We start from the raw sequence: 25,939 nt of genomic DNA, 5'->3' as shown, positions 1-25,939 counted from the left end.
GCTACGATTTTTCTGCCTTTTTTGTTGGCTGGGAGATGTGTATAAGCGACAGTGCGCAGGTTGCTTCTTACTCACTCCAGCAGGGTAGCGGCGGGCCCCCTCCGGGGCCCGGGGCCCGCCGCTACCCTGCTGGAGTGAGTAAGAAGCAGCCTGCGCAGGCCCCCGCCCCCACCGCCGCACCGCCCGCCGGGCTGCCCGGCCGGCTGACCGCCGCCGCCGCGCTCACCGCGCTGGAAGGCCTGGCACTGGCCGGCCTCGGTGTCTACATGCTCTTCGTGGGCATCGCCGGCGACCCCGACTCCCCGCAGCAGGCCGAGACGGGCGGGCTCACCCTGCTCGCCCTCGCCGCGCTGCCCCTGATCGCGGCCCGCGGGCTGCGCCTGGGCCGACGCTGGAGTCGCGGCCCGGCGCTGATCACGCAGCTGTTGGCGCTGCCGGTGGCCTGGACCCTGTACAGCACCGGCGGTGCGATGATCGCCGCCGCGGTGGCGCTGGCCGTGGCCGCGGTGGCCGTCGTGGCGCTCCTGGTGAACCCGACGGCGACCGAGGCGCTCGGTATCGGGCCCGACGGGCAGGCCCGATAACCGGACGTCCGGCGTCTGGTCCTACTCCTCCACCAGCAGCTTCTCGCGGAGCTGGGCCAGGGTGCGGGCCAGCAGCCGGGAGACGTGCATCTGGGAGATGCCGACCTCCTGGGCGATCTGGGACTGGGTCATGTTGCCGAAGAACCGGAGCAGCAGGATCCGCTTCTCCCTCGGCGGCAGCCCCTCCAGCAGCGGCTTGAGCGACTCGCGGTATTCGACGCCCTCCAGGGCCTCGTCCTCCGCGCCCAGGGTGTCCGCGACCGCCGGCGACTCGTCGTCGGTGTCCGGGACGTCCAGTGAGAGCGTGCTGTAGGCATTGGCCGATTCCAGCCCCTCCAGCACCTCCTCCTCGGAGATCCCCAGCCGTTCGGCCAGTTCGTGCACCGTGGGGGAGCGGCCGTGCTGCTGGGAGAGCTCGGCCGTGGCCGTCGTCAGCGAGAGCCGCAGCTCCTGCAGGCGCCGGGGCACCCGAACGGCCCACCCCTTGTCACGGAAGTGACGCTTGATCTCGCCGACCACCGTGGGCGTGGCGTACGTGGAGAACTCGACTCCGCGGTCGGGGTCGAACCGGTCCACCGATTTGATGAGGCCGATCGTGGCGACCTGGGTCAGGTCGTCCAGCGGCTCGCCGCGGTTGCGGAAGCGCCTGGCCAGGTGTTCGACCAGCGGCAGGTGCATCCGTACGAGCCGGTTGCGCAGCTCCGCCTTCTCCGCCGACCCGTCGGGCAGCGCCCGCAGCTCGATGAAGAGGGCCCGTGCGCCGCTGCGGTCGCGCGGATCCGGCAGCGCCGGGGTCACCGGGAACACCGGCGCCGCCGGCGCCACGGGGGCCGTGGCCTCCGGTGGCTGTGGTTGGTCGTGCTGGTTCTCGCTCATAGGGCCCGCCCGTCGCTCCGCCGAGTCCAAAAAGCCGTCTTCCGCATCCGCGTCAGCCGGGTGCGGCCGGGCGTGCTGCTGCTCCGGGATGCCACCGTCGACCTCGTGCCGTACCGGGGGCCGATCCCCGCCCCGCACCGGGATCTCCCCGCCGCTCACGCCGGGCCTGGTCCCGCGCCGCGCTGTTTGTAGAGGCTGATGCTCACCGTCCGGTTCTCCTCGACCGTGGCCTCGACCTTGCCGGCCAGCGCCGACAGGACCGTCCACGCGAACGTGTCACGCTCCGGTGCGCGCCCGTCGGTGGTCGGCGCCGAGACGGTCACCTCCAGCGAATCGTCGATCAGCCGGAACACGCAGCTGAGGACGGAGCCCGGCACGGCCTGCTGGAGCAGGATCGCGCAGGCCTCGTCCACCGCGATGCGGAGGTCCTCGATCTCGTCGAGGGTGAAGTCCAAACGTGCTGCGAGACCGGCCGTGGCCGTGCGCAACACCGACAGGTAGGCACCCGCAGCGGGCAGCCGGACTTCCACGAAGTCCTGAGTCCCGGGCTCGCCTGCGATCTGGGACACCCTCACCTCCAAGGTGGTACGAGCTCTGTTCGCCGGTGACGCTATCGCGATCCGGGCGATCGTGTCGCGGCACCCCTCTTGGCGCCCGCTTGGACACCCGCCTACGGCCAGTGACTGATGGTAAGCCCATGGGTACGCACAGTGGCTAGGGGTCTGCGGGGCCCAAATCAGGGGAACCGGCGGAGGGTTGACCTACCCCGCCTCAGACGATCGAACCGTCGACAAAACACCATCGCCAGGTCTCGCCCGGTTCGAAGCTCCGCATCACCGGGTGACCGGTCTCCTGATGGTGCGCGGTGGCGTGCCGGAAGGGGGAGGAGTCGCAGCAGGCCACGTGTCCGCACCCGAGACACATCCGCAGTTGCACGGGATGGCTGCCGAGCGCCAGACATTCGGGACAGGTCTGTGCAGAGGGGACCGGCTCGGGGCGCGGCAGTTCGGCAACATGGATGCACTCGCTCATGATGACCAGCGTAGAGCCGCGCTGCGGGCACGCGACGGATGAGGTGGATCTTCGATGGAGGTATTGCCGCTGGTGGCGCTCGTCGCGGGCAGCGCGGCCGTCGCGGGGCTGGCCCGCCGTACGCCCGTGCCCGCGCCGTTGCTGCTCGTCGCCGCCGGCCTGCTGGCCGCGTACCTCCCGGGCGTGCCCTCGTACGCCCTCGACCCGCACATCGTGCTGCCGCTGCTGCTGCCGCCCCTGCTGCACACGGCCGCCGTCGACAGCTCGTACCTGGACCTGCGTGCCAACATCCGGCCGATCGCGATGCTCTCGGTGGGTTACGTGCTCTTCGCGACGCTCGCCGTCGGGTACGCCGCGTACCTGCTGGTGCCGGGGCTGTCCATGCCGGTGGCCCTGGTCCTGGGCGCGGTGATCGCGCCGCCCGACGCGGTCGCCGCGACCGCGATCGCCCGCAAGCTCCGGCTGCCGAACCGGATCACGACGATCCTGCAGGGCGAGTCCCTGGTGAACGACGCCACCGCGATCACCGCCTACAAGGTGGCGCTGGCCGCCGCGGTCGGGGTGGGCGCAGGCTGGGCGGGCGGGATCGCGGAGTTCCTGCTGGCCTCGGTGGGCGGGATCGGCGTGGGCCTGCTGCTGATGGTGCCGATCCACCACCTGCGCACGCGGCTCAAGGAGCCGCTGCTCCAGAACACCCTCTCGCTGCTGATCCCCTTCGTGGCGTACGCGGCGGCCGAGCGGGTGCACGCCTCCGGAGTGCTGGCCGTGGTCGTGGTCGCGCTGTACCTCGGACACCGGAACTGGCAGGTCGACTTCGCCACCCGCCTCCAGGAGGAGGCGGTGTGGAAGGTGGTCGCCTTCGTGCTGGAGTCGGTGGTCTTCGCGCTGATCGGGCTCCAGCTGCCGGTGGTCCTGAAGGGACTGGGGGAGTACGAGGGACTGCACGCGGCCTGGTACGCGATCGCCGTGTTCCTCGCGGTGGTGGTGTCCCGGTTCCTGTGGGTGTTCCCGGCGACCTTCGTGCCGCGCTGGATCTCCCCGCGGATCCGGTCGAGGGAGCCGGACACCGACTGGAAGGCCCCGGTGATCGTGGGGTGGGCCGGGATGCGCGGAGTGGTCTCGCTCGCCATCGCCTTCTCCGTGCCGATCTCGGTGCCGCACCGGAACCTGATCCTCTTCCTGACCTTCACGACCGTCATCGGGACCCTGGTGGTGCAGGGGCTGACGCTGCCGCCCCTCATCAGGCTGCTGAAGCTGCCGCCCAAGGACGTGCAGGCCGAGACGCTGGCGGAGGCGCAGGCCCAGAGCGAGGCCTCGCGGGCGGCGGAGGAGCGGCTGGCGGAGCTGCTGGAGGAACCGGAGAACAGCACCCTGCCGCCGCCGCTGGCGGATCGGCTGCGGACGGTGCTGGAGCGGCGGCGCAACGCGGTGTGGGAACGGCTGGGCGAGGTCAACCCGCTCACGGGGGAGTCGGCGGACGACGTCTACCGCAGGCTCGCGCGGGAGATGATCGAGGCGGAGCGGGAGGTCTTCGTCGCGCTGCGGGACCGCCGGCGGATCGACGACGAGATGCTGCGGGCCCTGCTGCGCAGGCTGGACCTGGAGGAGGCGGCGGCGTACCGCGAGGCGACCTGACGCGTCCCCCGCCGGCCCCGTGCGGCTCCCGTGCCGGGTTGCCCGGCGGGGTGCGGGCCCGCTGAGCCCCGCACCCCCTGCGGCGGCGGCCGCCCGGTCCCGTGTGGGGCCGGCCCTCGGGGAGAGGGTCCGCCCGGTCCCGTGCGGGGCGGCCTCTGCAGACGGCCCGCCCGGTCCCGTGCGAGGCCGGCTGCGCCCCTTCTCCGCGGGCCGGGCTCCGCCCGGAGCGGCATGGGGCGCCGGCGGTGCGCAGCGGCTAAGGGCGGCCGGTGATCACCGCGGCCAGGGTGGTGCCGTGCGGGAAGGTGCCGGAGGCGGTGAGGGCGGTGAGGGCCCACAGGAGCTTGGCCACGTAGATCCGCTCGACCGGGAGGCCGTGCCGGGCCTCGAAGTCGGCCGCGAAGGCCTCCAGGGCGGCCGGGACGCGGGCGTAGCCGCCGTGGTGGAAGTCCTCGGCCAGGGACCAGTCGCCGACCGGGCGGCCGTAGGCCTCGGTCTGGAGGGAACGTATCTCCTCCGACAGGAAGCCGCCCGCCAGGACCGGGACGCCCAGCGCCCGCTGGCCGGGGGCGAGGCCCGCGGCCAGGCCCGCCAGGGTCCCGCCGGTGCCGCAGGCCACGGCCACCACGTCGGCCGCGCCCCGCAGCTCGTGACCCAGCTCCGCGCAGCCCGCCAGGGCGAGGGCGTTGCTGCCGCCCTCCGGGACGACGTACGCCCCGCTCGCGCCCGCCTCGTCCAGCAGCAGCGCCAGCGCCTGCGGGTCGGCCTTGGCGCGGTAGCGCGACCGGGACACGAAGTGCAGCCGCATGCCGTCCGCCGCGCAGCGGGCGAGGGAGTCGTTCAGGGGCCGGCCGGCGAGCTCGTCGCCGCGCACGACGCCGACGGTCCGCAGGCCCAGCAGCCGCCCGGCGGCCGCGGTGGCCCGCAGGTGGTTCGAGTACGCCCCGCCGAAGGTGACCAGCGTGTCGTGCCCCGCCTCCACCGCGGCCCGGAGGTTCGGCGCGAGCTTGCGCCACTTGTTGCCGGGCAGCTCCGGATGGACGAGGTCGTCCCGCTTCAGGAGAAGCTGCACGCCGTGCGCCGCGAACCGCTCGTCCGCCGCCCCGACGAGCGGGGACGGCGGGCGCGGCTGCAGGAGCACGTCGAGGTTCGCGGGCCGGTTCACCCGTCCATTGTGGGGCGCCCCTCCCCGCGCCGCCGCGTGTCACGGCACGGCCGGGCGCGCTCCGGCGCCGAGAGGTTCTTCACGTGCCGTGGGCGATCGGTGATGATGGGTCGTCATATCCGTGCTGACGGTGGGGGATTCATGGGCAGCAGCAGTGATGCGATTCCGTTCGGCGTGGTGGGGCTGTTGGTCATCGTCCTGGCCTATTTCATTCCGACTGCTGTCGCGTTCGGCCGGGGGGTGCCCAACAAGGGCTCCGTCCTGGTGGTCAACCTGTTCCTCGGCTGGTCCGTGGTGGGGTGGGTGGTCGCCCTCGCCATGGCCGCGCGCAGCAGGTAGCCACGCTCCGCCGTCGCCCCGGCACGGCGCCGGGGACGACGGCCGGGAGCCGCGCCCGGGGCCGGCTACTTCAGGCGCTCGCCGATGCGCCGGCGCAGGGATTCCATCGTGAAGCCCCGGGGGTCGACCTTGCCCGGCTGCCATTCGCGGTGGCCGATCACCGAGCGGGCGGTCCACCCGTGTACCCGGCAGAGGGCCGCCGCCGCGCGGGTGACGGCTTCCAGCTGGACCGCCGGCCAGGGGTCCTCGCCGTCGCCGAGGTTCTCGCACTCGAAGCCGTAGAAGTGGCGGTTGCCGTCGGTGTCGGCCTGGTTGTCCGGCGGGAGCCGCTTCTCCGCGATCACCGCCGCCAGGACGTCGGAGTCGCCGAGGCCGGCGTGGTTGGCGCGGCCGTAGCCGACCAGGTGGACCCGGCCGTCCTTGGCGATCACGCCGTGGCAGAGCGGGCCCGGCAGGGCGCTGTGGCCCTCCCGGCAGAGCTGGACGGTGTACGGGGTGCCCCGGGTGACGGTGTGGTGGATCATCACCCCGTGCACCGGGCCCCAGGGCCCCTTGTGGTTGCGGTTGTGGGTGCGCCAGGCGCCGACCTCGACGACGGTCAGACCCTCGCGCCGCAGTGCGTCGATGAACCGGTCCGCGGACATGGGTGCGGCCATGGCCGCCTCCTTCGTTGCGGTGCGGGACGGGCACCCTGCGTGGCCGTCCCATCACGCTACGGTTTAGTGGAGGCGACCCTTCCGCGCTAGTGCTTTCGTACGGCGAGCGAGCCGATTCGGACACGGCTCACGCGGAAGCGAGCCACAGGTCGGGTCCGAACACCTCGTAGTGGATGTCGGCCGCCGGCACGCCCCTGGCGATCAGCTGCTCGCGCACGGACCGCATGAACGGCAGCGGCCCGCACAGGTAGGCGTGGGTGCCGGGGGCGATCGGGAGGGCCGAGAGGTCCATGCGGCCCTCGCCGTCGCCCGGCTCCGCCTCCTCCTCGTACCAGAACCGGGCCGAGGCGTCGGCCAGTTTGTGCGTCAGGGCCCGGTGGTCGTCCCGCAGCGGGTGGTCGGCGGGGGAGCGGTCGGCGTGCAGCACCGTCACCGGAGCGGCGTGCCCGGTGTCGGCCAGGTGCTCCAGCACCGAGAGCATCGGGGTGCAGCCGATCCCGGCCGAGGCGAGCAGGACAGGGGCCGCCGAGTCCCGCAGGACCAGGTCGCCGTACGGGGCCGAGACCCGCAGGGTGTCGCCGGTGCGGACGCGGGCGTGCAGGTGGTTGGAGACCTCGCCGTCGGGGCCCGCGGCGGCCGGGCCGTGGACCCGCTTGACGGTGATCGCGCGGGTGGGGGAGCCGGGCGCGCTCGACAGGCTGTACTGGCGGATCTGGCGGGCGCCGTCCGGGAGTTCGACCTGGACGGACACGTACTGCCCAGCCTTGAACCCGGGTGCGGGGGCGCCGTCAGCGGGGGCCAGCCGGAAGGTGGTGCAGTCGGCCGTCTCCTCCACCCGGCCGGTGACGGTCCACTCGCGCCACACGTCCCCGGCGGTGACCTGCTGCTCCGCGTAGAGGCGCTCCTCGACGGCGACGAGGGCGCCGGCCATCAGCCAGTAGACCTCGTCCCAGGCCCGGGCGACCTCGGCGGTGACGGCCTCGCCGAGGATCTCGGCGATGGCCGCGAAGAGGTGCTCGTGGACGACCTCGTACTGCTCGCGGGTGACGCCCAGGCTGGCGTGCTTGTGGGCGATGCGGCCGAGCATCGCGTCGGGGCGGGTGTCCGGGTGCTCCACGAGGTGGACGGCGAAGGCGGCGATGGACCCGGCGAGGGCCTGCTTCTGGAGGCCGGCGTTCTGGTTGCCGCGGTTGAAGAGGTCCCGGATCAGCGCGGGGTGGGCGGCGAAGAGCTTCGTGTAGAAGAGCTCCGTGATCTCGCCGATCGCCGCCCCGACGGCGGGCAGGGTGGCGCGTACGGTCGCGGTCGACTTCTCGGAAAGCATCGTGGCTCCTCGCCTGAGTGAATTGGTATGTGAGATGCGTATTTATGGTCGCGGAAATGTGCTGCCGGTGGGGGCGTGAGTTCGTGCGGACTTCTGTTCGGAGGTTCGGCGGGGCCGGCCCGTCGGGTCGCCCGTGCGGCGGGAACCGGCCATCCGGCCGGGGTGGTCAGGGTCCGTCGGCCCCCGTCGGCGCCCGGCCGGAAATGCCCAGCAGGAGCGGTCCGGTCGGGGCCGCCACCAGGTCGTTCACCGTCAGCGGGTCCAGTGCGGCGAAGAAGGCCTCCTGGGCCCTGCGCAGCGCCCCGCGCAGCAGGCAGGCCCCGCGCAGCGGGCAGGGAGTGGTGCCGTCGCAGTCCACGACGTCGCCCGCGCCCTCCAGCTCGCGCACCACCCCGCCCACCGAGGCGGCCCGCCCGGCGGAGGTCAGGGCGAGTCCGCCGCCGCGGCCGCGCCGCGCCTCGACCAGCCCGAGATGCTGCAGCCTGGCGACCACTTTGGCCGTGTGCGTGTAGGGGACCTCCATGGTCGCCGCCACGTCACGGGTGGTCGGGAGTTCGCTCTCCTCGACCGCCAGGCGCATCAGGACGCGCAGCGCCAGGTCGGTGAATCGGGTCAACCGCATGGGCGCACCGTAGAAAACTTGCATCGCAAGTGCAAGTTAAGCGTGCGTGCGGGCTGGCTGTGGCCGAAATGGGTGGGGTGCGTGGGGCTCGCGGGACGCCTGGGAGAGGGGGGAGACCCGAAAGGGTGCCCCGCGCTCGGACGGAGTAGTCCCACCCTTTTGTGTAATGGTCCCATCGCGTTCTGTGCTGAAAGGCTGATCCCGCAGATCCATGGAGTGATCGAAAGGGAAATACATGTCGGTCCAGGCAGGTTCCGAATCCGAGGCCCAGGCGCCACAGCGCAGTCTCGGGACCACGGCCGCGCGGAACTTGGCAACCACGACCAAGTCCGCGCCGCAGATGCAGGAGATCACCTCGCGGTGGCTCCTGAAGATGCTGCCGTGGGTGTCGGTCCAGGGCGGCACGTACCGCGTCAACCGCCGGCTGAGCTACTCGGTCGGCAACGGCGTCGTCGAGTTCATCAAGACCGGTACCCAGGTCCAGGTGATTCCCGCCGAGCTCGGTGAACTCCCGCTGCTGCGCGACTACGAGGACCTCGACGTCCTCGGCGAACTGGCCCAGCGGTGCCGCCAGATCGACTTCGAGGCCGGCCAGGAGCTGACCGCCTTCGGCAGCCCCGCCGACGAGGTGTTCCTGCTCGCACACGGCCGCATCGACCATATCGGCCCGGGCCCCTACGGCGACGACGCGGTCCTGCAGACCGTGGCCGACGGCGCGTACTTCGGCGAGGACTCCCTCGTCGATGAAGAATCGATTTGGGAGTACACCGCCCGCGCCGCCACCGCCGGCACAGCACTGGTCCTCACCCGCCAGGACTTCCAGCTGCTCGCCGACCGGGTCGACTCGCTGCGCGAGCACCTGGAGAACGTACGGACGCTGCCCGCCCAGCGCACCAACAAGTACGGCGAGGCCGCGATCGACCTCTCCGCCGGCCACCAGGGCGAGGCCGTCCTCCCCGGCACCTTCGTGGACTACGAGGCGCGCCCGCGCGAGTACGAGCTCTCCATTGCACAAACGGTCCTGCGGGTGCACAGCCGCGTCGCGGACCTCTACAACCACCCGATGAACCAGACCGAGCAGCAGTTGCGGCTCACGGTCGAGGCGCTGCGCGAGCGCCAGGAGCACGAGATGCTCAACAACCGCGACTTCGGCCTGCTCCACAACGCCGACTACGACCAGCGCATCCAGCCCCACGACGGCGCGCCCAGCCCCGACGACATGGACCAGCTGCTCAGCATGCGGCGCGGCTCCAAGCTCTTCCTGGCCCACCCCAAGGCGATCGCCGCCTTCGGCCGCGAGTGCAACAAGCGGGGGCTCTACCCGGAGTCGGTGGAGGTCAACGGCAACCGGGTGCCGTCCTGGCGCGGGGTGCCGATCTTCCCGAGCAACAAGATCCCGATCAGCGACGCCCGCACCACGTCCATCCTGTGCATGCGCACCGGCGAGGACGAGCAGGGCGTGATCGGCCTGCACCAGCCGGGCATCCCGGACGAGATCGAGCCGAGCCTGTCGGTCCGCTTCATGGGGATCAGCGAGCAGGCGATCATCTCGTACCTGGTCACCGCCTACTTCTCCGCCGCTGTGCTGGTGCCGGACGCGCTCGGCGTGCTGGAGAACGTCGAGATCGGCCGCTGGCGCTGAGTACGGTGAACGCCACGGCGACCGGTGAGGGCCAGGAGGCCGCCGCACTCCTGGAACGGACGAGGGAAACGGTCAACCCGGAGCTGCGCCGGACGGTCGAGAGCCTGCCCGGGGGGATGCGCCGCGTGGCGATGTACCACTTCGGCTGGGAGTGCGAGGACGGATCCCCGACCGAGGGCAACGCCGGCAAGGCCATCCGGCCGGCCCTGGTCCTGGCGGCGGCCCAGGCCCTTGCCGGGCCGGGGAGGGGCAAGGGCGACGAAGCAGTGCGGGCGGCGGTGGCCGTGGAGCTGGCGCACAACTTCACGCTGCTGCACGACGACGTCATCGACAACGACGTCCGGCGGCGCGGCCGCGCCACCGCCTGGACCGTCTTCGGCATTCCGGACGCGATCATCACGGGCGACGCCATGATGGCGCTCGCGCTGCGGCAGCTCGCGGAGGATCCGCATCCGGCCTCGGCGGCGGCCTCGTCCCGGCTCGCCGCGTGCGTCATCGAGCTGTGTGCCGGCCAGCAGGCGGACTGTGCCTTCGAGCAGCGTCCGGACGTCTCGCTCGACGAGTGCCTGGCCATGGCCACGGCCAAGACCGGAGCGCTGCTGGGCTGCGCGTGCGCGCTCGGCGCGCTCTACGCAGGGGCCGGGCCGGACGAGGTCGATGCCATGGACGCCTTCGGCCGGGAGGCCGGGCTGGCCTTCCAGCTGATCGACGACCTGATCGGCATCTGGGGGGATCCGGGGCACACCGGCAAGCCCGCCGGGGCCGATCTGATCGCCCGCAAGAAGTCCCTCCCGGTCGTGGCCGCCCTGACCTCGGGCACCGCGGCGGGGGAGGAGCTGGCCGCCCTGTACGCGGGCCCCATGACCGGGGACGACGTGCGCGACGCGGCGGACGCGGTGGACCGGGCCGGCGGGCGCGACTGGGCGCAGGCCCACGCCGCGGACCGGATGGGGCGGGCGGTCCAGCAGCTGTCCCGCGCCGTACCGGACCTCGCGGCGGCGGGCGGGCTGCTGGCACTCGCGGAGTTCGTGACGCGCCGCACGCGGTGAGCCCGGAGCGATCGGCAGGACACGACCGAGGCCTGTTCCGGCACGATGCCGGAACGGGCCTTACCGCGGCTCGGCGTCAACTCTAGGATCGCTCAAGGTTGTTGACGCGTGAGCGAAGGGTGTGACCAGTGGCGCTGGAGATACGTCAGGCGGATCAGTCGGACCGGGACGCGGTGGCACGGCTGCTCGACGAGGCCTTCCGCACGGACCCGGTGAGCAGCTGGGTCTTCCCGGACCCGGAGCACCGGGCCGCGGTGCACGGGAAGTTCCTCGGCGTCTTCGTGGACGTGGCGCTGGCCGAGGGCCGGATCGACTACGCGGTGGACGGCTCGGCGGCCGCGCTGTGGCTGCGGATCCCGGCCGGCGAGCCCGAGGGGGAGGACGAGGTTCCTGCGCGGATGCGCGCGGTGGCCGACCCGGACAACGAGCGGTGCGAGCTGGTCGGCCGGCTGACGGGCGCGGTGCACCCGACGGCGGAGGAGCACGAGTACCTGCTGATGATCGCGGTGGCCCCGGGCCGGCAGGGGCAGGGGCTGGGCGGCGAGCTGATGCGGCCGGTGCTGGAGCGCTGCGACCGCGAGGGCGTGCCGGCGTACCTGGAGGCGAGCAGCGAGCGCAGCAAGGGGCTGTACGAGCGGCTCGGGTGGGAGTTCACGGGGGAGGCGGTGCGGCTGCCGGACGGGCCCCTGATGTGGCCGATGTGGCGCAAGCCGCGCGGGTAGGCGGGCCGGGGCGCGCGGGGATCGTCCCGGAAGCGCGCCGGATCGCACCCGAGGCGCGTGGAGGCTTGCATAACCACTTCAGATGAAGTACTTTCCTTGACGTGTCTCCGGGGCGGGGGCACGGTCGAACGGAAGAGAATCGCTTGCGCAAGCTCACGTACTTCATCGCCACGTCGGTCGACGGCTTCATCGGGGCCCCGGACGGCGACGGCGATTTCTTCTACGCACACCTCGATGCCGAGTTCATCGACTTCCTCAAGGTCGAGTACCCGGAGACCATCTCGGCCCAGGGTCGTGCGGCACTGGGGCTGGCCGATGCCGAGCCGAAGCGCTTCGACGCGGTGCTCATGGGGCGCAACACGTACGAGCCCGGCGTCAAGCAGGGCATGACCAGCCCCTACGGCCACCTGCCCGGGCAGTACGTCGTCTCCCGCACCCTGACCACCCCGCCGGACCCGACGGTCGAGCTGATCTCCGGGGACCTCGCGGCCGAGGTGCGCGAGCTCAAGGCCCGGGACGGGCTCGACATCTGGCTCTGTGGCGGGGCCGACCTCGCCGCCCAGCTGATCGACGAGATCGACGAGTTCATCGTCAAGACCTATCCGATCTTCCTGGGCACCGGCATGCCGATGTCGCGGGCCGGATTCGGGGTGCGCCCCCTGGAGCTCACCGGGGTCAAGGTCCTCGGCGGCGGCCAGACCGTCACCTCGTACGCCGTCAAGCGCTGACCCCCGTCGGCCCGGGCCTCTCCGGCCCCAAAAGCGCCGAACCGGCCTACCGTGGAGGTATGGCCGGTGAACAGCAGCAGCGCGCACACGAGACGGTCGCCCCGCAGGCCGGGCACGAACAGCAGACGTGCCCGGCGTGCGGGCGCCGCGTAGACACGGTGGTCCGACGGCGCAAGTCGCTCGGGATCTTCATTCCGGTGTGGGGCCGCGGCCCCTGCCGCAATCCGGAATGCCCCGATTACGTGGACCCCGAGGAGCGGTGACTCAGCTCTTGGAGGCGAGTTCCTTCGCGCCCAGGCCGGAGGCGAACCCGTTGGCCCAGAGCTGGTTGACGCGCGCCCGCTCGGTGGAGTTCGGGGTGGCGTTCTGGCACGAGGTGCCCGGTCCGCCGCCCGACATCAGCTCGGAGCACGGGCCCGAGTAGTGGTCCGGAAGGCCCAGCACGTGGCCGGTCTCGTGCGCGGTCACCCGGGTGGAGTTGTACTGCTGGTTCTGCCGGTAGTCGAGGAAGATGTAGCCCCGTCCGTGCCCGTCCGTGCTCGCGTACGAGCCGCGCGAGTCGTTGCCCTCGCGGTACGAGAAGTTCCCGCCGGAGGACACCTCCTGCAGTCTGACGTTGGTCACCGAGCTGTTCCAGATCTGCGTGGAGCGGGCTATCTGGCTGCGGAAGCTGGGCGCGTTGCGGGTGTTGTAGGTGACGGTCACGGCCAGGACGCCGGGGTTCGCGGCGCGCTGCTCGGCGACCGAACGCTGCACGGCCTCGAAGAAGGCGCGGTTGGCGGCCTGGTTCTCCTGCGAGCCCGCGTACGCGGCGTAGCCGGCGGCATTGCCGACGGGGGCGGGGGCGGCGCTGGCGGCGGGGGTGACACCGAGGGCGGCGGCGAGGCCGAGGCCGACGGTCGTGGCCAGAACGGCCTTACGGGAGTGGCGCATGTGGGGGAGCTCCTACTCGTCCGGTGCGGTGGGGGGTGGGTCGTTCGGTACCGGAGTCTGCGGGAGTTCACTGGCCCGGCGGATGATGTCACTCCCCGATAGCGCCGGCCTATCGGGAAGATTTCGACAGCCCAACTAGCGTGAGAATGGCGGGATTCGGGGGGCTATCAGTGGCTGGTGCGGTCCACCGGGACCGGCCTACTCTCGGGTCATGGAGCTTGAGGTCAGGCACCTGCGCGCGCTGTGCGCCATCGCCGACGCCGGCAGCCTGCACAAGGCCGCCCGGCAACTCGGCGTGAGCCAGCCCTCCTTGACGACCCAGCTGCGCCGCATCGAACGGGCCCTGGACGGCGAGCTGTTCCTGCGCGAGCGGACCGGCTGCCGGCCCACCCCCTTCGGCCGGACCGTACTGGGCCGGGCCCGGCCGCTGCTCGCCGAGATGGCCGCGCTGGTGGCCGAGGCCCGGGCGCAGGCCCGCGGACCGCGGCTGCGCATCGGCTCCACGGCCAGCCGGGCGCTGCCGGGGTGGCTGAGGCGGCTGCACCGGCGGATGCCGGACACCGAGACCTCGCTGGTGGTGGACGTGTCCGCCAACGCGCTCCTGCGGATGGTGGCCTCGGGGCAGCTCGACGTGGCGTTCGTGCACGAGGTGGAGGGCAGCCCGCTGCGGGTGCCGCCCGGGCTGCAGATGCACGTGCTGATGGAGCGGGAGCCGCAGTTCGTCTCGATGTCCCGGGACCATCCGGCCGCCGGGCAGTCGGTGGTCTCCTTACGGGACCTGGCCGCCGACCGGTGGATGGTGGACCCCTCGGTCGACGGCGAGTGGGACGGGCTGCGGCGGGTCTTCGCCGGAGCCGGGCTCGACCCGCCGGTCCTGCACGCCGACTACCACACGGCGACCTCGCTGATCATCTCCGGTGAGGCGGTCGCGCCCTGCCAGCCGACGTCGGGGCCGCGCGAGGACATGGCGATCCGGCCGCTGTCGGGGGACCCCCTCGCCGTCCGCCTGCTGCTGGCGACCCGGCCCGGCGCCCACGCGGAGGTCTACGAGGACCTCCGCGCCGCCTATCGCGAGGCGGCCCTGCGCACGCCCTGGTACCGCGACTGGCTCCACCACCACGCCAGCCCCCTGCTGGCGGCCTGACGGACCCCGGGGCTCCGCTCCGACCGGCCCCCGGACTCCGTCCGGGGGCTCCGCCCCCGCCGAACGCCGGCGCAGCCGAACACCCGGCCGCGCCGGCGTTTCTGCGTGCCCGCGCACGCGCTTGACTTCCCTTGGCCGCGATATATCGTGTTCTTCAGAAGACGCGATATGTTGCGTGCGTCGAGCCCGGTCCGTGAACGCACGAGGAGGATCAGCACCATGGCAGAGCAGTCGTCCCGGCCGTCGCCTTCGCAGTCGACCTGGCACATCACCGAACCGCGGAAAGTCGCCTTCGAGGCGCCGGTGACCGAGCTGCGCGTTCGCGTCGTGAGCGGCACGGTGAACGTGGTCGCCGCCGAGGAGGGCCCGGCCCGCCTGGAGGTGACCGAGGTCGACGGACCGCCGCTGTACGTGGTGCAGGACGGCGACACCCTCACCGTCTCCTACGAGGACGTGCCCTGGAACGGCTCCCAGGGCCTCAAGCAGTGGTTCGAGTCCAAGCCCTGGAAGGCCTGGTCCTCCGGTTCCGCCGCCGGCCGCAAGGCCTGGGAGCGCAGCGCCGCGATCACCCTCACCGTCCCCGCCGCCACCCGGGTCCATGTGGCCGCGGTCGACGCAGTCGTCTTCGTCTCCGGCGTATCCGGCGGCACCGATGTCGCGGGGGTCTCCGGCGACGCCACGCTGGTCGGGCTCTCCGGCCGGGTCAGGGCGCAGACCGTCTCCGGCGGCGTCGAGGCCCAGTCGGTCACCGGTGACCTCCGCTTCCACTCGGTGTCCGGCGGCCTGACGGTCGTCGACGGCGCGGGCGTGAGCGTACGGGCCGACTCGGTCAGCGGTGACATGCTCCTCGACCTGGACCTCGGCCCGGCGGCCGCGCGCCCCGTGGACATCGCGCTGAACTCCGTGTCCGGCCAGGTCGCGATCCGCCTCCCGCACCCCGCCGACGCCCGCGTGGAGGCCAACACCGCCACCGGCGGCGTCTCCAACGCCTTCGAGGACCTGCGGGTCTCCGGCCAGCTGGGCGCCAAGCGGATCACCGGCACGCTCGGCTCCGGCACCGGCACCCTGCGGGCCACCACCGTCTCCGGCGGCATCGCGCTGCTGCGCCGCCCCCAGACCGACGCAGGCGCCGACGCCCCCGCACCCGCCGCTCCCCTCACGCTCGACAAGAAGGTGCTCTGACATGCCGCCCGTCTTCGCCCACGGCCGCCTCCGCCTCTACCTCCTCAAGCTGCTGGACGAGGCCCCGCGCCACGGGTACGAGGTGATCCGGCTGCTGGAGGAGCGCTTCCAGGGCCTGTACGCCCCCTCCGCGGGCACCGTGTACCCGCGGCTGGCCAAGCTGGAGGCCGAGGGCCTCGTCACGTACGCCACCGAGGGCGGGCGCAAGGTGTACTCCATCACCGAGGCCGGCCGCGCCGAGCTGGCCGACCGCAGCGGCGAACTCGCCGACCTGGAGCTGGAGATCCGCGACTCGGTCACCGAACTGGCCGCGGAGATCCGCAACGACGTCCGGGGCGCGGCGGGGGACCTGCGGCGCGAGATGCGGGCGCAGGCCTCGGCGTCCGCGACCCAGGTCGAGGACGAGTCCTGGAAGGCGGCCAAGGAGGAGCTGCGCAAGGCGAGGCAGGAGTGGAAGGAACAGGCGCGCCGGGCGAAGGACGAGAGCCGCCGGGCCCGCGAGGAGGCGCAGCAGGCCCGCCGCCAGGCCAAGGAGGCCCAGGAACGGGCCCGCGAGGAGGTCCAGCGCATAGCGGTCCAGCTGCAGGAGCAGTTCGCCAAGTCCGGCGGCGTCCTGGGCAGCCTGGCCGGTGCGTGGCTCGGGGGCGGTGCGACGCAGGCCGGGCCGTCGGCCGCGCCCGCCGCCGAGCCCGCCGCCGGGCCCTCGGCCGCGCCGTCGGCCCCGGCGGCGGATGCCGAGGCCGATGCGCACTGGGCCGAGGATCTGGCGCCCAGCGGTGATCCGGCGCGCGATCTGGACCGGCTGCTGGACCGCTTCCGCGACGAGGTGCGGGATGCTGCGCGGGACTACGGGGTGAGCTCGGCGCAGGTGGCCGGGGCCCGTGTGGATCTGGCGGCCGCGGTGGCTCGGCTGAGGGCGACGCTGCGGGCCGGGTAGGGGGCTCGGCTGACGCGCCCCCCGGGGGGCGCGTCAGCCGAGCCCCCGGAAGGATCGGGGCTCCGCCCCCGGCCCCGCGCCTCAAACGCCGGCGGGGCTGGATGGTGCGGTGGGGCTGGGTTGTTCCTGCCGGGCCGGGTGTGTCAGGCGGCCAGGCCCGTTTCGGCTGTTCCGTAGGTGATGCCGTGGTCCATCAGGACCTCGGACACCGTGCCGGGGCGGGAGAGGAGGGCCAGCAGGAGGTGCAGGGTGCCGATGTGGTTGTCCTTGCGGGCCAGGGCGATGCGGAGCGACTGTTCCAGGATCTTCTTCGAGCCCTCGGTGAAGGGGACCCGGTAGCTGCCGGCGCGGTCGTCCGGCTCGGCGCGGCCGAGGACCGAGCGGAGCGAGGCGCGCAGGGCCCGCCTGCGCGGCCCCGGGGTGGCGAGCGCACCCTGGCCATGGGTCTCCTCGATGCGGGAGACGATCTCCGTGAGGTCGATGCCGAGTCCGGCCAGTGCCTCCTCGTCCGCCCGGGACATGCCGCCCCGGCGGCGGGCCGCCGCCAGGTCGGCTGCCACCGCCGCGCGGTCCACCCGCAGCCGGTCCAAGGCCCCCAGGTCCAGCAGGGAGAGCAGCAGGTGCTCCTCGGTGACGGTCGCGGCCCCGGCCCGCCGGGCCTCGGTCACCGCCCCCGTCACGGTGTTCCGGGCGTCGGTCGTGAAGCGTTCGAACATCAAAGCCTCCCGTATTTCTTGTGCACGGCCTGCCGGCTCACGCCCAGCTCGGCCGCGATGTCCTGCCAGGACCACCCCTGCGCGCGGGCACTGCGTACCTGTACCGCCTCCAGCTGCTCCAGCAGCCTGCGGAGGGCGGCCACGGCACGCAGGCCCACGCGCGGGTCGCGGTCACCGGCCCGCTCGGCGAGATCGGTTGCTTCCGTCATGACTGTCAATTTAGGTTGACGCGGGAGGTGTTGTCAACCTTGATTGACGCATGCGTGCCTACGGTTTGAGGACGATCTTCCCGAAGAGGTCGCCCGCCGCGAGCTTCTCGAAGCCCTCGCGCGCCCGGTCCAGCGGCAGCACCTCGTCGATGACCGGCCGGAGCCCGGTCGTGGCACAGAACGACAGCAGGTCCTCCAGCTCGTCCTTCGAGCCCATGGTCGAGCCGACCACTTTCAGCTCCAGGAAGAAGATCCGGGTCAGCTCGGCGTGCGCCGGGCGGTCGCCGCTCGTGGCGCCGGAGATCACCAGGGTGCCGCCGGGGCGCAGGGACTTCACCGAGTGGGACCAGGTGGCCGCGCCCACCGTCTCGATCACCGCGTCCACCCGCTGCGGCAGCCGCGCGCCCGGCTCGTACGCCTCCACCGCACCCAGTTCCACGGCCCGCTTGCGCTTGGCCTCGTCCCGGCTGGTGGCGAAGACCCGCAGGCCCGCCGCCTTGCCGAGGGCGATCGCGGCGGTCGCCACCCCGCCGCCGGCGCCCTGGACGAGCACGGAGTCCCCGGGGCGGACCCCGGCATTGGTGAACAGCATCCGGTACGCCGTCAGCCAGGCCGTCGGCAGGCAGGCGGCCTCCTCGAAGGTCAGCTCGGCGGGCTTGCGCAGGACGTTCCACGCGGGGACGGTCACCTGCTCGGCGAAGGTGCCCTGGTAGCGCTCGGTCAGGATCGAACGGGGCTCGTCGGGACCGACCCCGTGGCCGCTCTGGCCGATCACGGAGTGCAGGACGACCTCGTTGCCGTCCTGGTCGATCCCGGCGGCGTCGCAGCCGAGGATCATCGGGAGTCTTTCCTCGCCGAGGCCCACCCCGCGCAGCGACCAGAGGTCGTGGTGGTTGAGGGAGGCGGCCTTGACGTTCACGGTCACCCAGCCGGGCCGGGCCTGCGGTGCCGGGCGGTCGCCCAGTACAAGGCCGTTCAGCGGCTGGTCACGGTTGATTCGGGCGGCGTAGGCAGCGAACATGCCGCGACGCTACCGCTCGGTAGGGCCGGGTTCCAGCCCTCTCGCGGCCGTGATGGTGAGGCCTTCGTCGCACCGTCGCGGCAAAAGGAAAGGCCCGGCCGGAGGGATCCGGCCGGGCCTCTGCCCGTACAGCTCGCGCGGCGGTCAGGCCAGGCGGGCCACGCCGTCGGCCTTCGCGGCGGCGGCGACGGCCGTGGCGACGGCCTCCGCGACGCGCTCGTCGAACGGCGACGGGATCACGTAGTCGGCGGCGAGCTCGTCACCCACGACGCCGGCGATGGCGTCGGCGGCGGCGATCTTCATGCCTTCGGTGATCCGGGTGGCGCGCACCTTGAGGGCGCCCGCGAAGATGCCCGGGAACGCCAGCACGTTGTTGATCTGGTTCGGGAAGTCCGAGCGGCCCGTGGCCACGACCGCCGCGTACTTGTGCGCGACGTCCGGGTGGACCTCCGGGTTCGGGTTGGCCATGGCGAAGACGAAGGCGTCCTTCGCCATCGAGGCCACCGCCTCCTCCGGGACCGTACCGCCGGAGACGCCGATGAAGACGTCCGCGCCGGCGAGGGCCTGCTCCAGGGAACCGGTCTGGCCGGTCTTGTTGGTCAGGCCCGCGATCTCCGCCTTGACGTCCGTCAGGTCGGAACGGTCCGCCGACACGACGCCCTTGCGGTCGGTGACGCACACGTCGCCGATGCCCGCGTCCACCAGGATCTTGGCGATGGCGATGCCCGCCGCGCCCGCGCCCGAGATCACGGCGCGCAGGTCGCCGAGGGTGCGACCCGTGAGCTTCGCGGCGTTGCGCAGCGCGGCCAGCGTCACGATGGCCGTGCCGTGCTGGTCGTCGTGGAAGATCGGGATGTCCAGCGCCTCCTGGAGGCGCCGCTCGATCTCGAAGCAGCGGGGGGCCGAGATGTCCTCCAGGTTGACCCCGCCGAAGGACGGGGCGAGCCGGATGACCGTCTCGATGATCTCGTCCGTGTCCTTGGTGGCGAGCGCGATCGGAACCGCGTCCACACCACCGAACTGCTTGAAGAGAATGGCCTTGCCCTCCATGACGGGGAGGGAGGCCTCGGGGCCGATGTCACCGAGTCCGAGCACGGCCGTGCCGTCGGTGACGACGGCGACCACGTTGGACTTCCAGGTGTACTCGTTCACCAGCTCCGGCTGCTCGGCGATGGCGCTGCACACCTTCGCCACGCCGGGCGTGTACGCGAGGGACAGGTCGTCCTTGTTGGTGACGGGCACCGTGGCCTGGATGGCCATCTTGCCGCCCCGGTGCAGCGCGAACACCGCGTCCGGGTTGTTGTCCGTGACGCTGTCGCTGCGAGGGTTGATGATCTCCGCTGCCACTGTGTGTGACCCCTTAAGTCCTTTGAATCGTTGAGGGTGGCCACTCCTGGTTAAGGGGTGGGCGGGCACCGCGTCCGTACTCCGCATCGACGGTTGGCCCGTCTCCGCGGAGGGGAGGTTCGTACGCGCGGGCGCGCCGCACGCGCGCCCTGAGCCCCGGATGAGGGGTGTAAGGATCTGTTCTACCCGAAGAACGCTCGCCCAGACGAGTCGATTCCCGCTCAATCGTAGGTCGCTTGCCCCGCTTTTGGCGAAAAGTCCAAACCTTGTCGTCCGATGGGCGAGACGCCCCGGAGAAACTGCGGTGAAAAGGCCAGGTCACGGCAGTATCTGCGGCATCGAACCCGCTTCTCCGCAGTCCTGTTGGGTCACCCCCGCCGCCCGTTATGCGATTTTGACCTGACGGGCACCCTGAATGTCTCAGTCCGAATGGCAAGATGCCGTAATCACACAAGGTCGCGACACTCGATGGTGCGTGTCCGACCGTTTTTCGATGCTTTTCCACCACTGCCGGAGGAACCAAGCCATGACCGCTAGCACCACCCGTCGTACGACCGCCGCACGGTCCCGGATCGCCGCGGTCGGCGCGATCGCGGTCGCAGGCGCCCTGATCCTCACCGGTTGTGGTGACCAGACCGACAAGGCGTCCACCAGCCCGTCCGGTGAGGCGAACAACAGCAGCGCCCCGCTCTTCTCGAAGCTCCCGAAGAAGATCCAGGACGCCGGCGTCATCAAGGTCGGCACGGACGCGACCTACGCGCCCATGGAGTTCACCGAGGGCGGCAAGATCGTCGGCGTCGACCCCGACGTCGCGGCGGCCCTGAGCAAGCAGCTCGGCGTGCAGTTCAAGTTCGAGTCGGGCACCTTCGACACCCTGATCGGCAGCATGCAGACGGGTCGCAGCGACCTGGTCATGTCCTCGCTCACCGACACCAAGGCCCGTCAGGAGGGCCTGGACGACAAGGGCGCCAAGACCGGTGCCGGTGTCGACTTCGTCGACTACTTCTCCGCCTCGACCGGCATCCTGGTGAAGAAGGGCAACCCCGACGGCATCAAGACCCTCGACGACCTGTGCGGCAAGACGGTCGCGGTGCAGCGCGGCACCACGTACGAGGAGTCGGCCAAGACCCAGGCCGAGAAGTGCAAGACGGACGGCAAGGGCGAGCTCAAGATCGAGTCCTTCCCGACCGATGCCGAGGCCCAGACCCGGGTGAAGGCCGGCGGCGCCGCCGCGGACCTGAACGACTCCCCGGTCGCCGCGTACATCGCGCAGACCGCCGGTGGCGGCAACGAGTTCGAGGCCATCGCCAACCCGACCGACGCCGGCCTCTTCGGCATCGCGGTGGACAAGAAGAACACGCAGCTGCGCGACGCGCTCAAGGAAGCCCTCGACGCGGTCATCAAGGACGGCACGTACAAGGCTGCCCTGGACAAGTGGAACGCGGGCTCCGGCGCCGTGACCGAGGCCAAGATCAACGCAGGTTCCTGACCTCCGCGTACCACCGCAGCACACTGAAGGGCAGTCACTGTGACTGACAAGCTCGACAAGGTCCCGGGCCCGGCGGACACCCCGCCGGCCGGGGCCGTACCCCCCGAGGCGATCCGCGCCATCCCGGTCCGCCACTACGGCCGCTGGATCAGCGCCGTGGTCGTCATCGGCCTGGTCGTGGCGCTCGTGGTCGCCTTCTCGCAGGGCAACGTGCGCTGGGCGACCGTGCCGGAGAAGCTGTTCGATCCGACCATCCTCCGCGGTGTGGTCAACACGGTCTGGATCAGCATCACCGCCATGGCCCTGGGCCTGGTGCTCGGTGTCCTCTTCGCCGTCATGCGGCTCTCGAAGAACCCGGTCACCAGCACCATCGCCTGGTTCTACATCTGGCTGTTCCGCGGCACCCCGGTGTACGTGCAGCTGCTCATCTGGTTCAACCTCGCCCTGATCTTCCCGATCCTGAACCTCGGGTTCTACAAGGACGAGATGACCCAGGTCATGACGCCGTTCCTGGCCGCCCTGCTGGGCCTCGGCCTCAACGAGGGCGCGTACATGGCGGAGATCGTCCGGGCCGGCATCCAGTCGGTCGACGAAGGCCAGACCGAGGCCTCGCACGCGCTCGGCATGACCCGCACGCAGACCATGCGCCGGGTCGTGCTCCCGCAGGCCATGCGGGTGATCGTGCCGCCGTCCGGCAACGAGTTCATCAACATGCTCAAGACCTCGTCGCTGGTCGTCGCCGTGCAGTACTTCGACCTGCTGCGCGCGGCCCAGGACATCGCGTCCACGTCGTTCGCGGTGATGGAGATGTTCTTCGTCGCGTCGATCTGGTACCTCGCCCTGACCAGCGTGTTCAGCGTCGGCCAGTACTACCTGGAGCGCCGCTACGCCCGTGGTGCGCTCCGCTCGCTGCCGCCCACGCCGATGCAGAAGATCAAGGCGAAACTGTCCAGCTTCTCGAACCGCAAGGCGGTGGCCTGATGACGACTGCCATGGTGAAGGCCGAGGGCGTCCACAAGTCCTACGGTGCGGCGCACATCCTCAAGGGCATCGACCTGGAGGTCGCCCCGCGTGAGGTCTTCTGCCTGGTCGGCCCGTCCGGCTCCGGCAAGTCGACCTTCCTGCGGTGCATCAACCACCTGGAGCAGGTCAACGCCGGACGGCTGTACGTCGACGGGCAGCTCGTCGGCTACCGCCAGAAGGGCGACAAGCTCTACGAGCTGAAGGACAGCGAGGTCGCGGCCCAGCGCCGGGACATCGGCATGGTCTTCCAGCGCTTCAACCTCTTCCCGCACATGACGGCCATAGAGAACGTCATGGAAGCCCCGGTCATGGTCAAGGGCGAGTCCAAGGCGGTGGCGCGCGAGCGCGCCATCAAGCTGCTGGACCGCGTGGGCCTCGGCGACAAGGGCGGGAACTACCCCACCCAGCTCTCCGGCGGCCAGCAGCAGCGCGTGGCGATCGCCCGCGCGCTGGCCATGGAGCCGAAGCTGATGCTCTTCGACGAGCCCACCTCGGCGCTCGACCCGGAGCTGGTGGGCGACGTCCTGGACGTCATGCGGGACCTGGCCGAATCGGGCATGACCATGATCGTGGTCACGCACGAGATGGGCTTCGCCCGCGAGGTCGGCGACAACCTCGTCTTCATGGACGGCGGCGTGGTCGTCGAGTCGGGTCACCCCCGCGACGTGCTGGGCAACCCGCAGCACGACCGCACGAAGGCGTTCCTGTCCAAGGTGCTCTAGCGCTCCGGCGCTCGGGCGCCCCGGTCGCACCGGCGGACAGGTGAGGGGCGGTACGGGATTCCCGTACCGCCCCTCACACGTGCTCAAGTCCCTACTTCAGACCTAGGACCAGCGCGTCCGAGGGGGAGCGCCAGACGGTACGGGCCTCCGCGAAGCCCGCTCCGAGCAGGGCGGCGGTGTGCCAGGCCTCGGGCGGGGTGTCGCCGTCCGCGTGCTCCCCGTAGATCGCGAAGCGCTGCTTCACCGGCTCCGCGAGGACCGGGTCCGCGGCGGCCAGGTCCCACCACTCGCGCCAGTCCAGCGCGCCGGCCGTCCTGGCCCGGTCCATCCCGGCGTGCCGGTGGGCGTGCTCGGCGGCGTCGATGCGGGGGGTGGCCGGGTCGGGCATGTGGTCGGCGTTCATGAACACCCCGCCCGGGGCCACCAGCGGCGCGAGCTGCCCGTACAGGACGGAGAGGTCCTCGCTGTGCAGCCAGTGCAGGGCGGTGGCGGTCAGGACCGCGTCGTAGGAGTCGTGGGGGAGGGCGGCGCGCCAGTGCGGGTCCTTGAGGTCTGCGGTGACGAAGGTGACCCGCTCGTCCCCGGCGAAGTGGCCCTCGGCGATGGCCAGCAGCGCGGGGTCGAGATCGACGCCCGTGCCGGTGGCTCCCGGGAACCTCTTGAGGACGCGGTCCGTGATACTTCCCGTACCGCACGCGAGATCCAGCACCCGGGGGGTGGGGTCCCACCAAGGCCTCGACCATGTCCAGCATCACCCGGAACCGCTCCTCGCGGTCGGGCATGTACCACTCCTGCTGCCGGTCCCAGCTGTCCTGCCAGGCCTGCCAGTACCCCGCCCCGGTGGCCGTATCTGCCGTATTCGCCGTATTCGCCATCACGAACCCCTCCATACGTAATACCCTCGAAGACGTCTCAGCCGTTACCGGAGACGTTAATCCGCAGCCGTAAGGACTACAAGTGGAACTGGCCCATTACTCGGACTTCGCCGTGCGCCTGGTCAACACCGAGGAGCCGGCCCGCAACAAGGACGAGCTCACCTCCGTGGACGCCGTCCGTGCCCTGTTCGGCGCAAGCGTGCAGATGGCCCGCCGCGTCACCGACACCGACGTCACCCGCTTCCGCAACGTACGGGCCCGGCTGCGCGCCGTCTTCGAAGCCGCCGACGGCGGTGACCACGTCCTCGCGGTCGACCTGCTGAACTCGCTGCTCATGGAGTTCCCCGTCAGCCCCCAGGTCTCCGGGCACACGACCATCGGCGAGGACGGCCGCCCCGACTGGCACATCCACCTCGCCGAGCACCCCTCGAACGCATCGGCGGGCTACGCCGCCATGGCGGCCATGGGCCTGGCCTTCGCCCTCACCGAGCACGGCCCCGACCGCCTCGGCCTGTGCCAGGCCGCGCCCTGCCGCAACGCCTACCTCGACACCTCCACCAACCGCTCCCGGCGCTACTGCTCCGACCGCTGCGCCACCCGCGCGAACGTGGCGGCCTACCGCGCCCGCAAGCGGCTGGAGGCCGAGACGTCCGCCCGCAGGGGGCGCAGCGCCGAGGCCGCCCAGGACAGCCGGGCCCTCAGCGAGCGCTGATCCTCCTCGCGCGGCCGGAAGCGCAGCACCGCGGTCGCCAGCACCAGCTCGCCGGGCACCGGCCCGTAGACGGTGCTGTCGCCGGTCTGGTTGTACGGGTTGTCGCCCAGTACCCACCAGCCGCCCGGCCGCCGCTCCACCGCACGCTTGATCACCAGCAGGTCCTGCTGGAAGGGATGGCGCAGCACCACCACGTCACCCGGGCGGACGGCGGCCCCGTAGCGGACCACCACCTGGTCCCCGTTGGTCAACGTCGGCACCATCGACGCCCCCGTCACCTCCACCACCCCGAACCGCTTCCGCGGGCGCCCGTTCTCCACCATGCGTGTCCTCCTCGTCACCCCCGCATGCTGCCGCACCGGTCCGTACATTCGCTCACCGCTCCGGCCGAGCCCCTGGACTTTTGTCCTAAGCCCATGGGGGCGCCCGCGAAATCCGGTTGTTCAGCGAGTAATCTCCCCCTTGAGAAGACGATCACGAGGAGGACACACTCCATGCTTTCCCGCCTCTTCGCCCCCAAGGCGAAGGTCTCCGCCCACTGCGATCTTCCGTGCGGCGTGTACGACCCTGCCCAGGCCCGCATCGAGGCCGAGTCCGTCAAGGCCGTGCAGGAGAAGTACCAGGCCAACGAAGACGCCGACTTCCGCGCGCGCGCCATCACCATCAAGGAGCAGCGCGCCGAGCTCGCCAAGCACCACGTCTCGGTGCTGTGGAGCGACTACTTCAAGCCGCCGCACTTCGAGAAGTACCCCCAGCTGCACACCCTGGTCAACGACACCCTGAAGGCCCTCTCGGCCGCCAAGGCGTCCAACGACCCGGCGACCGGCGCGAAGGCGCTCGAGCTCATCGCCGAGATCGACCGCATCTTCTGGGAGACCAAGGCCGCCTGATCCGGCGCCCGACGACTCCGACGAGAACGGCCCGACTGCCTGTGGCAGCCGGGCCGTTCCCGTTCCCCGCTCCGGGGCCCCGCGTCCTGCGGGTACGCGCCGTGCTCACTCGTCGGCGTCGTCGTCCTCGTCGTCCAGGCGGGCCAGCCAGGTGGCCAGGCGTTCCACCGGGACCTCGAAGTCGGGGTTCAGGTCGACGAAGGTGCGCAGCTGCTCGGCGAGCCACTCGAAGGTGACCTCCTCCTCGCCGCGCCGCTTCTCCAGCTCCTCGATGCCGCGATCGGTGAAGTACAAGTCGGGCTCCGTGCCGTGATGTGGGTGTGCAGGGGGTGTTTCCCGCCAGGATAATCCGCGGGGCCGAAGAG

General features: G+C 71.6%; 30 protein-coding genes and 1 pseudogene. 16 read left to right on the top strand and 15 right to left on the bottom strand.

Annotated elements, in window-relative coordinates; genetic code table 11:
* Positions 1-134: 134 nt before the first annotated feature.
* Positions 135-584, top strand: a complete 450-nt coding sequence (locus PV721_RS11045) for a hypothetical protein (RefSeq protein WP_319722826.1) — start codon at positions 135-137, stop codon at positions 582-584.
* A 21-nt stretch (positions 585-605) separates the two neighbouring features.
* Here the strand turns inward: PV721_RS11045 and PV721_RS11040 are convergent, their stop codons facing one another.
* The 3 genes from PV721_RS11040 to PV721_RS11030 all read right to left on the bottom strand — a co-directional run bounded on the left by PV721_RS11040 (position 606) and on the right by PV721_RS11030 (position 2,492).
* Positions 606-1,604, bottom strand: a complete 999-nt coding sequence (locus PV721_RS11040) for an RNA polymerase sigma factor SigF (protein WP_416371073.1) — start codon at positions 1,602-1,604, stop codon at positions 606-608.
* 11 nt (positions 1,605-1,615) lie between these two features.
* On the bottom strand, positions 1,616-2,029 hold the full coding sequence (locus PV721_RS11035) for an anti-sigma regulatory factor (RefSeq protein ID WP_030012703.1): 414 nt from the start codon (positions 2,027-2,029) through the stop codon (positions 1,616-1,618).
* A gap of 202 nt (positions 2,030-2,231) precedes the next feature.
* Positions 2,232-2,492, bottom strand: coding sequence for a UBP-type zinc finger domain-containing protein (locus PV721_RS11030; protein ID WP_319722823.1), 261 nt, complete (start codon positions 2,490-2,492; stop codon positions 2,232-2,234).
* Between the two features lie 54 nt (positions 2,493-2,546).
* Here PV721_RS11030 and PV721_RS11025 point away from each other — a divergent pair, with 54 nt between their 5' ends.
* On the top strand, positions 2,547-4,127 hold the full coding sequence (locus tag PV721_RS11025; protein ID WP_319722821.1) for a Na+/H+ antiporter: 1,581 nt from the start codon (positions 2,547-2,549) through the stop codon (positions 4,125-4,127).
* A 256-nt stretch (positions 4,128-4,383) separates the two neighbouring features.
* Here the strand turns inward: PV721_RS11025 and PV721_RS11020 are convergent, their stop codons facing one another.
* On the bottom strand, positions 4,384-5,292 hold the full coding sequence (locus PV721_RS11020; protein ID WP_319722819.1) for a 1-aminocyclopropane-1-carboxylate deaminase/D-cysteine desulfhydrase: 909 nt from the start codon (positions 5,290-5,292) through the stop codon (positions 4,384-4,386).
* Between the two features lie 141 nt (positions 5,293-5,433).
* On the opposite strand from PV721_RS11020, the gene PV721_RS11015 reads away from it, so the two are divergent.
* Positions 5,434-5,631: a superinfection immunity protein gene (locus tag PV721_RS11015; RefSeq protein ID WP_319722817.1), complete on the top strand. Its 198-nt coding sequence runs from the start codon at positions 5,434-5,436 to the stop codon at positions 5,629-5,631.
* A 65-nt stretch (positions 5,632-5,696) separates the two neighbouring features.
* On the opposite strand, the gene PV721_RS11010 is transcribed toward PV721_RS11015, so the two are convergent.
* The 3 genes from PV721_RS11010 to PV721_RS11000 all read right to left on the bottom strand — a co-directional run bounded on the left by PV721_RS11010 (position 5,697) and on the right by PV721_RS11000 (position 8,233).
* A complete protein-coding gene (locus PV721_RS11010) occupies positions 5,697-6,287 on the bottom strand; it encodes an N-acetylmuramoyl-L-alanine amidase (RefSeq protein WP_319722815.1) in 591 nt (196 codons plus the stop codon).
* Between the two features lie 127 nt (positions 6,288-6,414).
* Positions 6,415-7,611 carry a globin domain-containing protein gene (locus tag PV721_RS11005; protein WP_319722813.1) on the bottom strand — a complete coding sequence of 399 codons (1,197 nt, stop codon included), beginning with the start codon at positions 7,609-7,611 and terminating at the stop codon, positions 6,415-6,417.
* A gap of 166 nt (positions 7,612-7,777) precedes the next feature.
* Entirely contained in the window at positions 7,778-8,233 is a 456-nt protein-coding gene (locus tag PV721_RS11000; protein ID WP_319722811.1) for an RrF2 family transcriptional regulator, read from the bottom strand.
* A 235-nt stretch (positions 8,234-8,468) separates the two neighbouring features.
* On the opposite strand from PV721_RS11000, the gene PV721_RS10995 reads away from it, so the two are divergent.
* The 5 genes from PV721_RS10995 to PV721_RS10975 all read left to right on the top strand — a co-directional run bounded on the left by PV721_RS10995 (position 8,469) and on the right by PV721_RS10975 (position 12,637).
* Positions 8,469-9,875 (top strand): family 2B encapsulin nanocompartment shell protein, encoded by a 1,407-nt coding sequence (locus tag PV721_RS10995; RefSeq protein WP_319722809.1) that lies wholly within the window; start codon positions 8,469-8,471, stop codon positions 9,873-9,875.
* Positions 9,872-10,924 (top strand): family 2 encapsulin nanocompartment cargo protein polyprenyl transferase, encoded by a 1,053-nt coding sequence (locus PV721_RS10990; protein ID WP_416371072.1) that lies wholly within the window; start codon positions 9,872-9,874, stop codon positions 10,922-10,924. The genes PV721_RS10995 and PV721_RS10990 overlap by 4 nt, the downstream gene beginning before the upstream one ends.
* 128 nt (positions 10,925-11,052) lie before the next feature.
* On the top strand, positions 11,053-11,646 hold the full coding sequence (locus PV721_RS10985) for a GNAT family N-acetyltransferase (RefSeq protein ID WP_319722807.1): 594 nt from the start codon (positions 11,053-11,055) through the stop codon (positions 11,644-11,646).
* 143 nt (positions 11,647-11,789) lie between these two features.
* On the top strand, positions 11,790-12,374 hold the full coding sequence (locus tag PV721_RS10980) for a dihydrofolate reductase family protein (RefSeq protein ID WP_319722805.1): 585 nt from the start codon (positions 11,790-11,792) through the stop codon (positions 12,372-12,374).
* A 59-nt stretch (positions 12,375-12,433) separates the two neighbouring features.
* Entirely contained in the window at positions 12,434-12,637 is a 204-nt protein-coding gene (locus PV721_RS10975; RefSeq protein ID WP_319722803.1) for a hypothetical protein, read from the top strand.
* A 1-nt stretch (position 12,638) separates the two neighbouring features.
* On the opposite strand, the gene snpA is transcribed toward PV721_RS10975, so the two are convergent.
* A complete protein-coding gene (gene snpA, locus PV721_RS10970; RefSeq protein WP_319722801.1) occupies positions 12,639-13,307 on the bottom strand; it encodes a snapalysin in 669 nt (222 codons plus the stop codon).
* A 211-nt stretch (positions 13,308-13,518) separates the two neighbouring features.
* Between snpA and PV721_RS10965 the strand changes: the two genes are divergently transcribed.
* The 3 genes from PV721_RS10965 (at position 13,519) to PV721_RS10955 (ending at position 16,570) form a co-directional block, all read left to right on the top strand.
* Entirely contained in the window at positions 13,519-14,451 is a 933-nt protein-coding gene (locus PV721_RS10965; protein WP_319722799.1) for a LysR family transcriptional regulator, read from the top strand.
* A 219-nt stretch (positions 14,452-14,670) separates the two neighbouring features.
* Positions 14,671-15,633, top strand: a complete 963-nt coding sequence (locus PV721_RS10960; RefSeq protein ID WP_319722797.1) for a hypothetical protein — start codon at positions 14,671-14,673, stop codon at positions 15,631-15,633.
* Between the two features lies 1 nt (position 15,634).
* Positions 15,635-16,570 (top strand): PadR family transcriptional regulator, encoded by a 936-nt coding sequence (locus PV721_RS10955; protein WP_319722795.1) that lies wholly within the window; start codon positions 15,635-15,637, stop codon positions 16,568-16,570.
* A 143-nt stretch (positions 16,571-16,713) separates the two neighbouring features.
* Here PV721_RS10955 and PV721_RS10950 read toward each other — a convergent pair whose 3' ends face one another.
* From PV721_RS10950 to PV721_RS10935, 4 genes are all read right to left on the bottom strand, one after another.
* Positions 16,714-17,286, bottom strand: a complete 573-nt coding sequence (locus PV721_RS10950; protein ID WP_319722793.1) for a Clp protease N-terminal domain-containing protein — start codon at positions 17,284-17,286, stop codon at positions 16,714-16,716.
* Positions 17,286-17,495, bottom strand: a complete 210-nt coding sequence (locus PV721_RS10945; protein WP_319722791.1) for a helix-turn-helix domain-containing protein — start codon at positions 17,493-17,495, stop codon at positions 17,286-17,288. The genes PV721_RS10950 and PV721_RS10945 overlap by 1 nt, the downstream gene beginning before the upstream one ends.
* Before the next feature lie 58 nt (positions 17,496-17,553).
* Positions 17,554-18,516, bottom strand: coding sequence for a zinc-binding dehydrogenase (locus PV721_RS10940; protein ID WP_319722790.1), 963 nt, complete (start codon positions 18,514-18,516; stop codon positions 17,554-17,556).
* A gap of 144 nt (positions 18,517-18,660) precedes the next feature.
* Entirely contained in the window at positions 18,661-19,863 is a 1,203-nt protein-coding gene (locus PV721_RS10935) for an NAD(P)-dependent malic enzyme (protein ID WP_319722788.1), read from the bottom strand.
* A 526-nt stretch (positions 19,864-20,389) separates the two neighbouring features.
* Between PV721_RS10935 and PV721_RS10930 the strand changes: the two genes are divergently transcribed.
* From PV721_RS10930 to PV721_RS10920, 3 genes are read left to right on the top strand one after another with little or no spacing between them, the layout of a single operon-like run.
* Complete coding sequence (locus tag PV721_RS10930) at positions 20,390-21,352, top strand: ABC transporter substrate-binding protein (RefSeq protein WP_319722786.1); 963 nt, start codon at positions 20,390-20,392, stop codon at positions 21,350-21,352.
* Positions 21,353-21,391: 39 nt separating this feature from the next.
* The gene (locus tag PV721_RS10925) at positions 21,392-22,333 is read left to right on the top strand and encodes an amino acid ABC transporter permease (protein WP_416371071.1); all 942 of its coding nucleotides are present in this window, start codon (positions 21,392-21,394) and stop codon (positions 22,331-22,333) included.
* Complete coding sequence (locus PV721_RS10920; RefSeq protein ID WP_319722785.1) at positions 22,333-23,097, top strand: amino acid ABC transporter ATP-binding protein; 765 nt, start codon at positions 22,333-22,335, stop codon at positions 23,095-23,097. Before PV721_RS10925 ends, PV721_RS10920 begins: the two co-directional genes overlap by 1 nt.
* A 91-nt stretch (positions 23,098-23,188) precedes the next feature.
* Here PV721_RS10920 and PV721_RS10915 read toward each other — a convergent pair.
* A pseudogene (locus PV721_RS10915) lies at positions 23,189-23,972 on the bottom strand (class I SAM-dependent methyltransferase).
* A gap of 82 nt (positions 23,973-24,054) precedes the next feature.
* Between PV721_RS10915 and PV721_RS10910 the strand changes: the two are divergent.
* Positions 24,055-24,684 (top strand): CGNR zinc finger domain-containing protein, encoded by a 630-nt coding sequence (locus PV721_RS10910; RefSeq protein ID WP_319722783.1) that lies wholly within the window; start codon positions 24,055-24,057, stop codon positions 24,682-24,684.
* On the opposite strand, the gene sodX is transcribed toward PV721_RS10910, so the two are convergent.
* Entirely contained in the window at positions 24,588-25,007 is a 420-nt protein-coding gene (gene sodX / locus PV721_RS10905; protein ID WP_319722781.1) for a nickel-type superoxide dismutase maturation protease, read from the bottom strand. The two genes, PV721_RS10910 and sodX, sit on opposite strands and share 97 nt — an antisense overlap.
* 171 nt (positions 25,008-25,178) lie before the next feature.
* Between sodX and sodN the strand changes: the two genes are divergently transcribed.
* Positions 25,179-25,574 (top strand): superoxide dismutase, Ni, encoded by a 396-nt coding sequence (sodN, locus tag PV721_RS10900; protein WP_030009413.1) that lies wholly within the window; start codon positions 25,179-25,181, stop codon positions 25,572-25,574.
* Positions 25,575-25,679: 105 nt separating this feature from the next.
* Here the strand turns inward: sodN and PV721_RS10895 are convergent, their stop codons facing one another.
* Positions 25,680-25,868: a DUF6104 family protein gene (locus tag PV721_RS10895; RefSeq protein WP_030709801.1), complete on the bottom strand. Its 189-nt coding sequence runs from the start codon at positions 25,866-25,868 to the stop codon at positions 25,680-25,682.
* Between the last annotated feature and the right edge of the window lie 71 nt (positions 25,869-25,939).

The sequence above is a fragment of the Streptomyces sp. MB09-01 genome (genome assembly GCF_033794505.1).
Lineage (GTDB): Bacteria > Actinomycetota > Actinomycetes > Streptomycetales > Streptomycetaceae > Streptomyces.
This window is presented reverse-complemented; position numbering and strand designations above follow the sequence as displayed.